Origin of the sequence: Sphingobium sp. LB126 (genome assembly GCF_002795205.1) — a bacterium.
Taxonomy (GTDB): domain Bacteria; phylum Pseudomonadota; class Alphaproteobacteria; order Sphingomonadales; family Sphingomonadaceae; genus Sphingobium; species Sphingobium chungbukense.
The window spans coordinates 35,914-50,628 of sequence record NZ_NETV01000005.1; the positions used below are offsets into that span (position 1 = coordinate 35,914).

Here is a 14,715-nt window from a genome sequence, read left to right on the forward strand (position 1 = left end):
CGTCCGACAGTGAAACCGGCCCATCAGCTCCCGATGATTTGCAGTCGAGTGGCCTTGTTCTCCGCTTCTACCATCTCGTCGATCAGGCGTCGTGCGACGATAGCGAGTTTATCGGACATGACGCTGATCTCTGAGGCCGTATCCGGGTTTGCGTTGAAGTGACTCTGGATTGCTTCGCAGGCAGACAGGTCCTGCGAGAAGACCTCCAACTGGGCGGCCTTGTCGTCTTCGGTTTGTCGGAAGCTCGAGCTGACCGCCGTAAAGTGATAGCAGTGACTGTCGTCGGCGGGGGTCAGGCCAACGTTAGTACAGCGCTGGCTTATGATACGATTGCCGTCCGCGGGATCCGTAAACTGGTTGTAGATCTTAACGCTGCCGGGCAACTCATGAATCATCGTGATTGTCCGATTCAGTGGGCGGCCTGTCGGTACATGCCAAATACGGGCAACATTTTCGTGGGCGATGAAGTTGGGCATTGGCAATATCCGTGTGAATTTTCGCCCGTCTTGCTCATAATCCTGGTTGATGGTTGCGGTCAGAATCTCCCGGTCGTCACCGCTATCCATCATACCGGCATGGAGAAAGCTGACATGCGTAGTGTCGAATAGGTTATCGTGGCCCAGCATGAAGTTCGCAGCCATGGGTAGCGGGAAGTAATAGACGTGATCGAAATGGTCGTCCGCCTCATGTGGTGCATGGGGGATGTCGGCGGGATTAGCTAGATCCGGATCGCCCATCCAAATCCAGATAAAGTTCCGGCGCTCGACAACCTGATAGGACCGGACGCGCATCGCCCGGGGAGGTGAAGCTCCACCAGCGATCTTCGTGCAGCGCCCCTGCGTATCGAACACCATCCCGTGATAGCCACACTGGATGCTGTCCCCGACCACTCGGCTCTCCGAAAAAGGAAAGCCGCGATGTGGACATGCATTCTGCATCGCCACCGGTTCACCCGCCTCGGTCCGATACATTACTACCACCTCGCCCAGGAGCTTGCGCGCCATAGGCTTGCGCGTCACTTCGGTGTCGCCCGCCGCTACATACCAAGCGTTGCGTGGATAGCGCTGGAACGCGCCGAACGACTGAGTAGTGGGCGCTAATTTGCCTGTCGCGCGCATGTTATGGTCTCCTTATGGTTTGGGTTATGCTCCGACCGACAATCGTCTAGCCTAAGCATAATTAGTGTCATTATGTGTGTTCATATACGCGCGGCTTTGACGATCCAACCGGCACCCAGTCCCCTGTTTTCCGACACTAAGTTTCGGGAAGAATGGACTGTGCCCCTTAAGACTGCGGAGCGAGCGAAGTGGCACCGGTCAGATCTCGTGCTTGGGCACGGGCAACCGGGCGGCTCGTCCATTTCCGATTGTGTCGATGTTTCGAGAGCACTTTCTTCGGGTCACGCTTTAATCATACAGCGCTCTCTCAGCCAGTTTTTACAGATCGCCACGGCACGCTCCTGCAACGCAGGCTGCTGCTGGAAGTAGTGGGTCGCATCGTCGATCTTTTCGAAGCTCTTGTCGGCGCTGCCGAGCAGCTCGAAGATCTTGCGCGGGTGCGTCGCGGGCGTTGCGTCGTCGGCGCCGTTCTCGATTACCAGCGCCGGCACGGTGATCCGCGGCGCATTAAGGGAGGTCCTGGCGTTGGAACGATCATAAGACCATTGCGACAGCCATGAGCGCAGTGTGGTGTAGCGGGCAAGACCCACCGGGCCGGCATTGGCCGTGCGGGGATTGCCGAGATAGCACCAGTTGGGCTTGCGTCCGTTGGGATCGACGCTGGGGTCGATCCAGCGCGGATCGCACATCGTGCGGTGGACGATGAAGCCGCGCTCCATCTCGTCGGTACCACGCGCGCGAAGGTCACGCAGCATGGCGTCGGCCCATGACGTGATCCGACGGTTGCGCTCGACCTGCGATGCTCTGAAGCGCGCTACGAAGGCCGGATCGAAAGGCATCGCCGCCAGCGCCTCGGAGGTGTAGATGTCCAGCGCGCGGTCCCGGTGGTCGGGATCGCCTTCGTGAACCACGGAAGGGTCGAGCCATTCGGTCAGTGTTTCGGCGCGGCTCAGATGCGCGGCGACGCTCCAGATTGCGTCGGCGGGGATCAGTCCGGCAGCCGCGAGGTCGATCGGGTCACCGGCCGGCGTTTCCGTGATGGTAGGCTGTTCAGCCTCCGCTTGATAGGCTATCGAAAGCGAGCCGCCACCGCTCCAGCCAACCAGCACCACTTTTCCGTAGCCCAGAACCTCCTTCGCGTAGCGCACATAGGCGCCCATATCGATGATCGCCTTCTCCATGATCAGCGATGTATCGTTGCGGATGTAGCGGCTGCCGCAGCACATGACGTGTAGCCCGGCCTCGGCGAAGGCGCGCGGCAGTGGCAGGAGGTTGAGCGCGGACGACGGGTGCATGAACAGCAGCACAGTGTCGGACGGCGCATTGCCGGGAAGCAACAGCTGTCCCTCCAGGAAAATGCGCCCGCTGCGGCCGACAAAGCCGTACACCTCGGTGAAGAGCGCGCTTTCCTCGAACGAGATCGTGAAGGCGCGGCGTTCCAACTGCTCGCGCAGTTCCTCTACCTTCACGCTACTGCCTTGCCGGTGGCTTTCCGCTCACGCCATTTGGTCATTTCGTCGCCGGCGGCCCGCGCGAAATCATCCCACATCGTCGCTGAATCGGTGCGCACGGTCATCTCTAGGCGATGACCGTTGGGATCATAGAAGTAATAGGAGTCGCAGAAGCCGTGACCGATGGGACCGATCACTTCGACGCCATTGTCCCGCAGCCGCTGGGCGAGCAGTTCGGCGCGTTCGTGCGACTCGGTCTCCAGCGCCAGATGCTGCGCCCAGTCGTTTTCAGGAACTGACGACGATCTCGTGTCATTCATAACGTCGAAAAAGGCAATGAAACTGCCGTCATCCATCTCGAAGAAGATGTGATTGTGCGGGTCCGATTTCTTAGTCGACGGGACATAATTGTGGACCAAGGCCGCTGCGAGCTTGAGACCGAGCAGTTCGGTGTAGAATTTGGTCGTCTGCTCGGCATCGACGCAGCGATAGGCGACATGATGAAGTTTCTTGAGCATCGTTCTGGATCCTCTTCCTAAATCTGCGAGCACAGCCGCCAGCGGCCTCTGGTCGCCATGGGCATCAGGGACTTCCCCCTCAGGCCGCCTTGGAAGCCTGGGTGTGGGAATGGTGCTTGAACATGTTGGCGTTTGCCACTCCGGTGATGGTGCGGCCCAACAACTCCATTGAGTTGTCCCAGTCGTACACCGCATGGCTGGCCAACACCGTTACGTCGCGCACTGCGCGTTGGATCGGGTTGTCCAGATTGTGCGCGCTCGTCCCCGCCGCGTCCGAGACGGTCCGTACCGCCCGCTTGCACTGATCCACCGCGAACACGATGTGCGAGCGGATGAGGAGCCGTTCCTCGGCGGTCGGGACGCGCCTGGCGCGCGCTACCTCCTCCGTGCGCTGCGCGGCATCGCGCAGCAGCACTTCGGCGACCTCTACGGCGAGGTTCGCTTCGGCTAGGCGAACGAGCGCCGTTGGCTTGATTTGTGGCGCGCCATCGGTCCCGCGAGGACTGCGCTCCTGCAGCCGCTTACTGAACGCCGAGACACAGGCCCGGGCCGCGCCAATAGCCGGTGAGGCGGACGAGATGTTGAGAAGGATGTCGACCGCGATGCCGTACAGCGGGTTGTCGTGGTAGTCCCGACCGAAGCCTTCGCCAGCGCGAACCTGCTCGAAATCCACCGACATATGCTCGGGCACGAACACGCTGTCTACCACCACGTCGGCGCTTCCTGTCCCCGAAAGGCCGTCAACATACCAGGTGTCGATTACCCGCCCCTGATCGACTGGCAACACGAACATACGCATCTCGGCCGCTTTGCCGTCGCGCTGCACAATGGCCATCAGCTGCAGCAGATCGGCATGCATGATGCCAGAAGCGTATTTCCAATGCCCGCTGACCGTATAGCCTCCGTCGGTTGGGATGGCATTGCCCGGAGGAGCGGTGGTCGCAGGCGCGCAAATGTAGGGATAGGCGCCGTAGACTTCGTCTTGCGCTTGCCTAGGCATCTGGCTCATCAGGAAATTGTGCTGCATGTAAAAGGACATGATCCACGCGCTGGACATGCAGCCCTCTGCCACCGTTGTGACGATATCGATGAAACTCTGAAGGCCGAATTCTAGCCCGCCGAAGCGTTTGGGCACGAAGTGGTAGAATATCCCAGCAGCGCGCATCGCATCGACGACCTGATCGAGCGGGCGACGCTGCCGCTCGGTCTCCTCGGCGCACTGCGCCGCAAGGTCACGGATACCGCGCGCGCGGTCGAGCAATAGTGCCGGCGTCAGCTGCGCTAGATCTTCCTTGTCCAGCCAGTCCCACTGGCGGCCAGCGGGCGCCGCTACGCGAGCTATCATCGAAACCATCGAACTTCTCCTTAAACCTCTTATCGCATCAGGGCGACTCGGGGCACTGTGACTGCGCTTCGCGAGATGGCCACATGATATGCTCGGACCGCACCCACAGCCGATCAATATCAATGGCTTGCGCGTTTCATGGCCCGATTATCAATCGCCGCCCTCGTGCCGAACTCAACTATGCAGCTGCTGCACGCTGTGGATCGATTTTGGCTGCTGGGAAGACTAGGCGTGCCGATCGAAAAAGAACAATCGGAAATAGGGACGGTAGGTATCGGCAGGTATGTTACTTTCGGCCTTCGCCGCAGGCGGTCAACTAACGACACTGTTCTTCAGTAGGGTCGATACCCAGATCTGCAATGGCTCTTTCTCACGCAAACGCCGTGACACCATGAAGGTCGAGAGGCGCGGCAGATTCGGCCTAGCCACGCTCGCGCCTAGCCGCTGGGCCAGGCGCTGAGGCACCACGCTCACTATGTTACGCGCCTGCGCCAACTTTACGAGCTGCAACGCCGGAAGGATCAGAACCTCAGGCGCACTATGACTGTGCGTAATCTTTCGGCATTCGCGCAACACTGCCGAGGGCGTAGACAGCAAGAGGTCGCGCACTTCGGCAACGCGATCGTCCGCCGCATCAGCGCGATCGCTCAGCAAGACCAATTCCTCCTCATATAGGAGCTCGATTCCCAAAGACCTGTCCACTTCCGGTGCTTCGATCGCCTGGATTAGCGCGAAGTCCAGCAGACCGCTCGCGAGTGTCGGCAGAACGTCGGCGCAATCGCGCACGAAATGGATCGACATTGTCGGAGCCAAGTGCCGCGCCTCGATTAGGAACTTAGGGTGCAGCGTGAGCACTGCGTTTTCCGGCGCTGACACCTTGACCCGCCCGAGGAAGGCCTGAGGATCGAACGGCTGCAGGCCAAGCAGCACTTCGACGCGGCTCAACATCTGATCGATGACAGGCTCGATCTGGGTAGCAAGATCCGAAAGTACGAACTTGCGGCCGGCGCTGACCAGAAGCGGGTCGTCGAAATAGCCGCGCAGCCGAGCGAGGGAATCGCTCATCGCCGACTGGCTCATGTTCAGTGCGGTGGAAGCTTTGGCAACACTGCGCGACTTGAGCAGCTCGCGCAGGGCTGGAAGGAGATTGTGGTTGAGCCCGGGAAAGCGCCCAGTCTGACGTGAGCGGTCCAAGGCCGCCCCGCGCGCAATTCCGCGCTTCTGCTTGTCCAGTCCGGGGACGTCTCGTCGATTGGCCATCAGGGATAGAACGCCTTCGCGCGCGTCGTCGCCCGACGACTAATCTGTGAGGCGAAGTCGCGGAGGATCTCAACGAACCGGCGCTGCACCGGGTCCCGAGGATAGGTGTCATCCCAATAAGCGAAGGTCCTGAGCGTCACTTCGAACGGCACCTCGACTAGCCGAACACTGGGTTGCGGCATCAACGCGGCGACAGCACGCTCCAGCACCAGGGCGATGCTCTCCGTTCCTTCAACCAAAAAGGCAAGGAGCGGGTAACTCTCGACTAGTATTGAATCGGCGCGGTTCTCACCGATATGCTGCAAAATCGTGGTGCGACTAGCGTTGTAGTGGCCGGGGTTATGATGCAGGAAGATATGCTGCGCGCGCCAGTACATCTCTTCCGAGATGTTGCCAATGATTGGCGACCCTGCGTCAACGAGACCCATCATCCGATCGTCGACGAGGGCAAGCCGGGCGAATTGTGGATCGGTCAGCCCCGCCGGAATTTCGGGCGAGATGAGGAAATCTAGGTCTCCCTGCAACAGCGCGATCGCAGTTTCCTCGTTCACATCGTGGAGGTTGAGGATTATTTCCGGATGCAGTTCGGCGCAGAAGCGGACCAGTTGCTCGCCGACCACCAGCATCGAATAGTCGTTGATGGCGATGTCGAGTTTCGGGCTCTCGTGCGAGGTGGCGGAGATTTCCAGGTCGATGAGGTGGTCAAGCGGTTTGAGCACGGTACGGAGCTGCTGGTCCAGACGTTCCGCAACGACCGTAAGGCGAAAGGTCTTGCCTCGCGCCACCAGCAACTCGTCGTCGAACATATGGCGCAGATGCCCTAGCATCTCGCTCACCGTGGATGGGCTCAGGTCAAGCGCTCGTGCCGCTCGAGTGACGTTCTTGAAACGCAGCACCGCGCGCAGCACGGGCAGCAGGTTCAGGTTGGTGGCGCGCAGGCTTCTCATGAACTCTTTTGACCTACAAGCTCTGAACGATGCCTTCCTTGTTGGCATAGTTCGAAATGCTGTTCTTGGCCTAGAAATGCCGACGGGTCTGCCGCCAAATGTCCTTTATCCCGTTTTGGTAGAGGCCTTGGTCGGCTATTTTGCATTGGAGGATTTGGGCTTCATCTTCGCTCCTTCGTCACTACGGCGAAGCCCAAATCCTCCTTAAATCACAACCCTCAAATCTGTTCTGTTGGTGTCGACGGGGGTAGTCCCAGACGTCTACTCAGGCGCATCGACCGGCGTCCAGACAGTGGGTCTGAGAACTGCCTGCGATCATGCAGTTGCCAGAAGCGGTCGGAACAGGCGGAAGAGCTGCTCCCAGTGACGCTCGGCGGCGACGCGGCTGTAGCTCGCCCTTTGGGGGAAGGCGAAACCGTGATGCTCGCCCGCGTAGAGCTCGACCTCGGTGGGCGCGTCGCGGGTCATCAGCATATTCCGAAGCGCCTCTACCTCGTGCAGCGGCACGAACGGGTCGTGCTCCGCGCAGGCCATGTAGAGCGCGCACCGGACCGATGGCAGCATGTTGGCGGGGCTAGTCGGGCTGTCCTCGAACAGCCAAGTGCCGTAGATCGATGCCACTGCCGCGACACGATCGGGATGCCGGGCGGCCAGAGCAATCGCGTTGCGACCGCTCATACAATAGCCCACCGTACCGATCGGCCCCTTCGCTGCTGCGGAGTCCTGGTCGATGAAGCCCAGGAGCGCGTCGCTGTCGGCCATCACGCGCGGGACGGTTACCTCCCGCACGAGCGGCATAATCTTGGGAGCACCGTCTTCGTCCGGCATGCTGGCGATCTGATCGACTTCCAATAGCGACGAACGATAATAAAGGTTGGGAACCGCTACATAGTAGCCGACGCTTGCGAGACGCCGCGCCATGTTCCGCAGTTCCTCGCGAATACCGAAGGCGTCCATGTAGAGGATGATCACCGGCGATGGGTCGTCCTCGGGATGAAATATCAGGGTCGTCATTCCTCCGCCGATTGGGCTGGCGTCTGGCGTTTTGATGTCGATCGTCTTTTCTATCATATTCCGTTCCAGATGCTTGTTTGTTCCTGTCTTATCGTTATCTGAACTTGATGGTGAGTGTCCCGCCGAAAGTACGCGGCTGATTGCTGTAGTCGGTCTCCGAACCGAGCGCGCTGCTTGCAATAAAGCCGATCACCGCCTTGTTGAGGAGGTTGGTCGCCCAGAGGCGAAGGGTATACCTGGCGTTGGACGGAGCCCACCTGATGCTGGCGCCAAGAAGATCATAGTCGGGCTGCTTGAGGATGTTGTCCGGCTCGAGCCAGTAGCCGCTATTGTGGGAGCCGTTGACGTTGAGCGCCAAGTCGCCTCCGGCGAGCGCCGTGGTGTAGGTCAGGCTGAGGTTGCCCGAAAACGTCGAGGCGAAAGGAAGATGATTGCCCGCTGCGTCGCCAGAGGTGATCAGGCTGCCCCCGTTAGGCTGGGGCACGCTGAACTGCGCATCGGGAAACCGGGTGAACTTGTTGTGGAGGTACTCGAGCCCGCCCTCTATAGTGAATGCGCCCAACTTGGCATCGACGTCGATGTCGACGCCATACAGATGCGCTTGGCCGCCGTTGTAGATCGTTGCCGTCTGAAGGAAACGGCTGACCTGGATGTTCTGGTAGTTGTAATAGAAGCCCGCAACATTGAGTCGCAGCTGCCGATCGAACAGCTCGGTCTTCATACCTGCCTCGTAGGCGTCGAGTCGTTCTGGAAGGTAGGGCGGGTTGGTCGGATCGAGGCCGTTGTAGCCACCGCTCTTGAAGCCGCGATTGTTGGACGCGTACAGCAGGGTGGACGGGGTGAGCTGGTAGTCCAGCGCGAGCCGCCAAGAGACGTTATTAAACGAGACGGTTGGCGGCACCGCCGGGATCGGCAGGGCGCCGAGGTCAAAGCCGTTGTTCAACATCCCGGTCTCGCCGCCGGTGAAGCTGCGGTGCTCGTAAGTGTAGCGCAAGCCGGCGGTGAAGTTCAGACGGGGGAGCACCTCGTAGCTAGACTGCCCGAAGACCGCGATCGACTTCGCGACCGTCTTGGCGCTGATGTCGATCAGCGCCAGCGAGTCCGGTGCGGGGGCAAGCGGACCGAAAAGTTTTACGCTAAGCGGGTCCACCGTCTCGCTGGACCGTATCCCGAACACGCCAAAGACCCATTTTAGCTTGGAACTCGCTTTCGAGAGAAGCTGGAGCTCCTCTGTTTCTTGGTTCCCGCTACGGCTGATGTCGATGATCTGGGCAGGCTGCGGGACCATTGACGCCGCGAAATTGGTGAAGGAGGAGTAGCGCCTGTAGGAGGTCGTGCTGACCAGCTGCGCAAAGCCGACGTCCTGCTCGATCGTTAGGGCCGCGCCGCCGCCATCGAACCGGAGATCGCCGGCCTGGGCGTTGTCGATATCCCACTTGCTACCGCCCTGCCGGTAGCCCGGCAAAAGTGGTTTGGTGCCGGGGTAGGGCCTGAAATTGAGTCCGTTCGTGCCATCCCTGTGGGCGTAGTCGAACAAGAGCTTGATGGTCGTCGACGACGTCGGTTCGAAGAAGAATTTCGAACGCACGTTGAGGTCGTTGTCGGCCCGGTGGACGTCCTTGCCGTCCGCCAAGTTCTCGCCCCAGCCATCAAACTGCTTTGCATAAGCGATCGACAGTCCAGCTTGGACGTCGTCAGTTAGGCTGCCACTCACGTAGCCAAAGATGCGGCTGGTCAAGTAAGAGTCGAGGCGGGCCTCGAGCTCGCCGTTGAACGTCCGCGACGGATCACGGGTATTGATCTGGATAACACCGCCGGTGGCGTTGCGACCGAACAGAGTGCCTTGGGGGCCCTTGAGCACGTTCAGCGACTGGACGTCGCTCAGATCGCCCGGTCCGAACTGCTGCGAGGCATAGTAGACACCGTCGACATAAAGGGCGACTGGGTTCTCGACACCTGGACCTTGCGACGAGGTGCCTACGCCGCGGATGCGTGGTTGAAAATTGGCATTGACGAGTTCGATGTTGACACCTGGCGAGACCGCCGCGAGTTGGACGGTGCTGGTGATGTTGGCAGTCTGGATTCGGTTCGCCGACAAGGACGTAACTGCGATCGGTACTCGCTGAAGATTTTCCGAACGTTTCTGCGCGGTCACCACGATCTCTTCGAGGCCTTGCGTCGAGGAAGCCGCGACATCGCTGGTGCTGGCGCTATCGGTGGTGGATTGCTCGGCAGGTAGAATGGCGTGCTGCTTCGTGCCTGACGTGGTTTGCGCCTGCGCGGCGGCCGAGATCATTGATGCCGCGGCAATTATGCCGGCCCCTCTTCCAACCATACCCCCCCCTTCGTATCGAGTCCAATCCGTTTTCTCGTATTGTTTCAACAAATCTACCGCAGTCTTCCATCATTATGCAAGCGAGTAGATATCATCTTCTTCATGAATCCCATTCATTTATTCGGTCAGTCGCTTCGCGGAGCGGCCCGGCTCGTTTATTCGTGTTAGAGCACCGAACGGCCTCCATCGACCACGATGCAGGAGGCGTGCGCGATCCGTTCTTTGTAGAGGCAAAGGCCCTGCTTTGACATTCGGGAGGTGAATAATATATATTAAGACTATGACTAATCGGCATGATTTTGCAAAGTTCGACATGAACCTTCTGCTCGTGTTCGATGCGCTGTTGCGCGAGAAGACCCTAACCCGCGCGGGCCAGAGCTTGGGCATCACCCAGAGTGGCGCGAGCCATGCCCTCAAGCGGCTCCGAGTTTTCTTCGGGGACCCGCTCTTCGTTAGGTCGGGTTCCGGCGTCGTTCCCACGGTTAAGGGCCGGGCACTGGGTACGACCGTGTCGCGCCTGGTAGCTACACTCCGCGACGAGGTGCTGCCGATTGTGCCGTTCGACCCACGGAATTCGCGCCGAACCTTTACGCTTTGCCTAAGCGACATGGGCGAGCTCGTCTTCCTACCCGCTCTGGTCGAGCGGCTCCGCCAGGACGCCCCGTTGATAGAGGTGCGCACAATGCAGGCCGCCGGCCGGCAACTCGACACCGTGCTCGGCACGGGCGAGGCCGACCTCGCGATTGGACGGTTGGGACAGTTGCCCGAAGAACTCGTCCAGCAGGAGCTCTTCATGCACGACTATCTCAGCATCGTGCATCCTTCGAACGCAGCGGGCGGGGCGCCTATCCTACAGGAGGAGTTTTCTGCTTTATCGCACGTCGTGGTCGACGTTGGCCGAGCCGGCGTGATCGTTCGCCATGACGCCGCCATCGACGAGGCCGGCGTGAAGCGGAATGTTTCCATCACAACGACCAACTTCCTCAGCGTGCCTTGGTTGGTCGCGCAGCACTCGGATTATGTCGCGACGGTGCCCCGATCCCTCGGGGTAAAGTTCAGCCGGTACGGCATCGTTGCCTTGCGCGACCCGCCTATCTCGCTCCCGGCCTTCGCACTTCGCCAATATTGGCACCGGCGTTTCCACCTTGATCCGGCGAACCGCTGGCTTCGCGAGCTGGTAAAGGAAGGCTTCAACCGATCCGGCGCCGAAATCCGCTGAGAGTCGGTTTCGAAAATCAGGCTGGTCGCGATAATCTGCGGATCATGCCGGACGCGCGATCGTCATAGACATTGTCGGGCTCGACGCCGGCTGCGTGAGGGCATCGTGTTGGAGGTCGAGCGACTGCGAGCCATCGGCTTTCGACACGCATGCGCACCCTCAATGCGATTGGACGCCTCTAAAAACCTCTGGCGGATGGCAGGGTGTCGTGATTCATATGTGGACGCCCCCTGGGCAAGGGTCGTTTGTCGGGATGGGTTTGATCGGTTGCTTTCATATGTCCGGCCTGTTTGTGCGGCATTTGGTGACCGCTGGCCTTGATGGAAATCCGCCGGCGAGGTCCCCGAGTCGGTTCTGAAACTTTGGTCAGTGTGCGGAGTCCTGCGCAGCATCGCGCTGCAAGCGCCTTAGGAAAGAGCCGGCGAAAGCTCGCCGGCCCCTGAAAAGAAGAGATCGGTTGCCTCAATAATTGATGGATAAGGTCACCCACCATTGCGACATCGTCGAGACTGGCATGAACGCTGTTGCTTCAAAACCCGCGATGCCGCCTGACCCCTGCCCCCACCTCCCGAGCCGACCCGGTCGGCTCACAGGCGGTTCCTGCTAGATTTTGTAGGATAGCGTCATGCCATAGGTTGCGGGCTGAGCTGCGTACCGGCTGACCACGTCCAAAACGAGATTGACGCCAGTCCAGTAATATTGGTTGGTGATATTGCGGCCCCAAACGCTGACCGTAACCTTATCGTCCAACGTCCTGATGCCAGCGCGGACGTCCAGCGTATAAAAACTCCGTATGTCTGCCGCTGGCTGCTGCCCGAGCGCAGCATTGGTTGAGGATTGATAATTGACGTTAGCTCCAGCAAAGAAAGTCAGATGCTCGGTGACCGGCTGATCGAAGTCGGCGCGGCCAACCATTGACCACTTCGGCGCAAACGGCAAAGGTTCACCTTCAAAATCCTTGGAGAAGCCGTAGAAATCCACGTTTGCGAACGGTGCGCTGATCTTCGAGTTCACATAGGTCGCATCAGCGCCGATCGTCAACGCACGGGACAAGCGCAATGAAAGTTGCGCTTCGGCACCGTAAAGCCGCGACTTGGGCACATTGACAAGGCCGCTAAATGCCAGTTTCGTAGCTGCGTCAATGAATTTACCGCGAACCTGCTTGTCCTGGTATTCATAATAGAAGCCTGCCAAATTCAGCTGAGCGCGGCGGTCAAACAGGCTCGCTTTTAATCCTGCCTCTAAGTCGAGAAGGCTTTCCTGCTTAACAGGGCGGTATTGCAGATAGGATGTCGCTCCCGAAATCGGGAAGGATCCGCCCTTGTAGCCACGACTGACAGTAGGCCTCTGTGCATTGTAGGGACACGGATTCACGGTAGGCATCGACGTCAGGGGTAGCGAACTATTTGCGCAGGTTCTCGATGCCAAGTTCGCGCCATATCCAAGTGAAGTCGTAGGTGGCCATCGGGTCGTTCGCGTCGAGTTGGCTGCTGCTGCGGTTTTCGAGATGCTTGAGCCACCCGGCTACTCGGTGCCGGCCTGCGGCAGTTTGAACGGCTGCGCGCGGGGTGATGTCGCCGAGCATGCCGACGGGTTCATCGAGCGTCGCGCGGTACTGACGGTCGAGCATGGCATGGATGAGCGGGGTTGCAACCTCTGGCGCAATGGCGGGTGCCGGTTCGGATGATGTCAGCCCCTCGGCCCGCGCCGCCATGGCCTGTTCGACCGTCTCAATCGTGGTCAGCGGCGAGCCGACCAACCCGGCGAGCGCATCGTTGATAAGCGCGGTGCCGCGTTTCGCTCGCTCGGCCGAGGTGACGGCGAGCATCAGGGCGCGGCCTTTCAATTCGACATTGCCGAGCACCGGGGTGCCGTCCGCCATCGTCACACCCCACGCCATGCGCCCGGTGCTTTTCGCTTTTCCGTTCGGTTTCTCGCCCAGCCAGTTCCAAAAGTGCGTGGTTTCCCGCTGAAGCGCAGGGACAGTATCAAGCCGCTCGCCGACCAGCGCCTGGGTCACGCCGCGTGCGAAGGGAAAGCGCACGCGGTGGAACATCACCTCCTCGCCATCAATGTTGTGCAGCGTGGGGATGGGCGCCGGTCCCATGGTCTTGGGAACGACATCGAACAGCCATGCCGTGCTGATGAGGGCCGGAAGTGCAGCCAGATCGTCGGCGTCTAGGTTCAACGCGGTGCGCGGGCTGCGCTTGCCCTTCGAGCGCCGTAGATCGGCGACGAGCGCCTCGGCCGCCTCCATCGTGAACGACAGCACGCCGCCCGACAGGAGGTGCTTGCCTCCGACCTGCACGACGCGGGCACCGATCCTGTCCCATTGCTTCAGCGTCTGCGAGGCGCTGCGCTCGGATACTCGAAGCGGCTCGCCGCCCCGGATCAGGTCGCGCACGAGGAAGCCGCTGCCGGGCTCGACCTCGCTGACCTCGTGGAGGCTCATCACTGACGATCGAAGGGCACGCAGGTAGATTTTGGTCGGGCCGCTCTCATTCCAGCCCCGGCGCCGAATATAGTCATCGACGATGTTCCGGTCGGGTTGGATGGTGCGCGTCAGCAGATCCTCGAACGCGCATCCCCACAACACGCCGGCCCAATGATCGCCGACGATGTCCGCCAGCTCGTCCGCTTCGAAGTCGAACTCCTCCATCGCCAGCCCGAGATGATCGCCGAGCGCCTCGCCCAGATGCTCGCCCCAGGCCGGCGAGGTGGCGAACTTCATGACGCCGGACAGATCGTGACCACGCTTCATGCCTGTTCCCTCTGCTGCTGACTGAATTGCTGGCGGTGCGCGGCGACGATGCGCGAGACGGTGGGTTCACTGACGCCGTAGAGCCGCGCCATCTCGGCACCGGACTTGCGGCCGGACGTGACGGACTCGGCGATTTCGCGGCGCTGCTTGTCGCCGAGCTTGGGCCGACGCCCGCCGATCCGTCCTTCTGCGCGAGCCTGGGCAAGGCCGGCGCTGGTACGCTCGCGGATCATGGCCCGCTCGAACTCGGCGAAGCTTCCCACCATCTGCATCATCATCCGCCCTGCCGCGGTGGTGGTGTCGATCGCCTCGGTCAGTGAGCGGAAGCCCGCGCCTGCCAGCTCGATCCGCTCCATGATGTGCAGCATATCCTTTAGGCTGCGCGACAGCCGGTCAAGCTTCCAGACGACGACGACGTCTCCGTCGCGCAACTGGCCGATCATCTCCAGAAGCTTGGGTCGGTCCCACCGCCCACCGCTGGCGGTCTCCTCGAACACCCGCTTGCAGCCGGCCGCATCGAGCGCGCGCCGCTGCGCGGCGTTCGACTGGTCGTCGCCCTTCGACACGCGGGCATAACCGATCAGATAGGGTTCGCGCGTCATCTGCGTCTCTTTCACAAACGGCCGTATCTGGAGGCGGAAACAGCATGCACCAATTTCCGCAGCCTTGGGTCTTTCACAATCCTCTTTCACTAAGCCAACAAAAGGCAAGAGGTTTTTGGAGGATGAAACATGCCCGCACGTATTC

12 protein-coding genes and 1 pseudogene are annotated in these 14,715 nt (G+C 60.4%); 1 reads left to right on the forward strand and 12 read right to left on the reverse strand.

Annotated features, from left to right (window positions below):
* Window positions 1–23: 23 nt before the first annotated feature.
* The 8 genes from CAF53_RS25315 to CAF53_RS25350 form a co-directional block, all read right to left on the reverse strand.
* Entirely contained in the window at window positions 24–1,118 is a 1,095-nt protein-coding gene (locus CAF53_RS25315) for an aromatic ring-hydroxylating dioxygenase subunit alpha (RefSeq protein ID WP_100239974.1), read from the reverse strand.
* A gap of 281 nt (window positions 1,119–1,399) precedes the next feature.
* Entirely contained in the window at window positions 1,400–2,587 is a 1,188-nt protein-coding gene (locus CAF53_RS25320; protein WP_242443656.1) for an alpha/beta hydrolase, read from the reverse strand.
* A complete protein-coding gene (locus CAF53_RS25325; protein WP_100239975.1) occupies window positions 2,584–3,087 on the reverse strand; it encodes a VOC family protein in 504 nt (167 codons plus the stop codon). The genes CAF53_RS25320 and CAF53_RS25325 overlap by 4 nt, the downstream gene beginning before the upstream one ends.
* Window positions 3,088–3,166: 79 nt before the next feature.
* On the reverse strand, window positions 3,167–4,441 hold the full coding sequence (locus tag CAF53_RS25330) for a hypothetical protein (protein WP_100239976.1): 1,275 nt from the start codon (window positions 4,439–4,441) through the stop codon (window positions 3,167–3,169).
* 303 nt (window positions 4,442–4,744) lie between these two features.
* Complete coding sequence (locus CAF53_RS25335) at window positions 4,745–5,692, reverse strand: LysR family transcriptional regulator (RefSeq protein WP_100239977.1); 948 nt, start codon at window positions 5,690–5,692, stop codon at window positions 4,745–4,747.
* Window positions 5,692–6,639 (reverse strand): LysR family transcriptional regulator, encoded by a 948-nt coding sequence (locus tag CAF53_RS25340; RefSeq protein ID WP_157801376.1) that lies wholly within the window; start codon window positions 6,637–6,639, stop codon window positions 5,692–5,694. Before CAF53_RS25340 ends, CAF53_RS25335 begins: the two co-directional genes overlap by 1 nt.
* Before the next feature lie 315 nt (window positions 6,640–6,954).
* The gene (locus tag CAF53_RS25345) at window positions 6,955–7,653 is read right to left on the reverse strand and encodes a dienelactone hydrolase family protein (protein ID WP_197707587.1); all 699 of its coding nucleotides are present in this window, start codon (window positions 7,651–7,653) and stop codon (window positions 6,955–6,957) included.
* 94 nt (window positions 7,654–7,747) lie between these two features.
* Window positions 7,748–9,949, reverse strand: coding sequence for a TonB-dependent receptor (locus CAF53_RS25350; protein ID WP_157801377.1), 2,202 nt, complete (start codon window positions 9,947–9,949; stop codon window positions 7,748–7,750).
* A 352-nt stretch (window positions 9,950–10,301) separates the two neighbouring features.
* On the opposite strand from CAF53_RS25350, the gene CAF53_RS25355 reads away from it, so the two are divergent.
* The gene (locus CAF53_RS25355; protein WP_197707579.1) at window positions 10,302–11,207 is read left to right on the forward strand and encodes a LysR family transcriptional regulator; all 906 of its coding nucleotides are present in this window, start codon (window positions 10,302–10,304) and stop codon (window positions 11,205–11,207) included.
* Window positions 11,208–11,253: 46 nt separating this feature from the next.
* Here the strand turns inward: CAF53_RS25355 and CAF53_RS25360 are convergent.
* The 4 genes and pseudogenes from CAF53_RS25360 to CAF53_RS25375 all read right to left on the reverse strand — a co-directional run.
* Window positions 11,254–11,354, reverse strand: a pseudogene (locus CAF53_RS25360) (transposon DNA-invertase); the annotation flags it as partial.
* Between the two features lie 456 nt (window positions 11,355–11,810).
* Window positions 11,811–12,590 (reverse strand): TonB-dependent receptor, encoded by a 780-nt coding sequence (locus CAF53_RS25365; RefSeq protein ID WP_100239982.1) that lies wholly within the window; start codon window positions 12,588–12,590, stop codon window positions 11,811–11,813.
* A 19-nt stretch (window positions 12,591–12,609) separates the two neighbouring features.
* Entirely contained in the window at window positions 12,610–13,968 is a 1,359-nt protein-coding gene (locus CAF53_RS25370; RefSeq protein WP_007015766.1) for a hypothetical protein, read from the reverse strand.
* A complete protein-coding gene (locus CAF53_RS25375) occupies window positions 13,965–14,570 on the reverse strand; it encodes a recombinase family protein (RefSeq protein ID WP_026109404.1) in 606 nt (201 codons plus the stop codon). The genes CAF53_RS25370 and CAF53_RS25375 overlap by 4 nt, the downstream gene beginning before the upstream one ends.
* Window positions 14,571–14,715: the final 145 nt, after the last annotated feature.

Coding starts and splice junctions, on each gene's coding strand:
- CAF53_RS25315 (WP_100239974.1), bottom strand. CDS start 1,118: ATGCGCGCGACAGGCAAATTAGCGCCCACTACTCAGTCGTTCGGCGCG.
- CAF53_RS25325 (WP_100239975.1), bottom strand. CDS start 3,087: ATGCTCAAGAAACTTCATCATGTCGCCTATCGCTGCGTCGATGCCGAG.
- CAF53_RS25330 (WP_100239976.1), bottom strand. CDS start 4,441: ATGGTTTCGATGATAGCTCGCGTAGCGGCGCCCGCTGGCCGCCAGTGG.
- CAF53_RS25335 (WP_100239977.1), bottom strand. CDS start 5,692: ATGGCCAATCGACGAGACGTCCCCGGACTGGACAAGCAGAAGCGCGGA.
- CAF53_RS25340 (WP_157801376.1), bottom strand. CDS start 6,639: ATGAGAAGCCTGCGCGCCACCAACCTGAACCTGCTGCCCGTGCTGCGC.
- CAF53_RS25345 (WP_197707587.1), bottom strand. CDS start 7,653: ATGACGACCCTGATATTTCATCCCGAGGACGACCCATCGCCGGTGATC.
- CAF53_RS25350 (WP_157801377.1), bottom strand. CDS start 9,949: ATGATCTCGGCCGCCGCGCAGGCGCAAACCACGTCAGGCACGAAGCAG.
- CAF53_RS25355 (WP_197707579.1), top strand. CDS start 10,302: ATGAACCTTCTGCTCGTGTTCGATGCGCTGTTGCGCGAGAAGACCCTA.
- CAF53_RS25365 (WP_100239982.1), bottom strand. CDS start 12,590: ATGCCTACCGTGAATCCGTGTCCCTACAATGCACAGAGGCCTACTGTC.
- CAF53_RS25370 (WP_007015766.1), bottom strand. CDS start 13,968: ATGAAGCGTGGTCACGATCTGTCCGGCGTCATGAAGTTCGCCACCTCG.
- CAF53_RS25375 (WP_026109404.1), bottom strand. CDS start 14,570: ATGACGCGCGAACCCTATCTGATCGGTTATGCCCGCGTGTCGAAGGGC.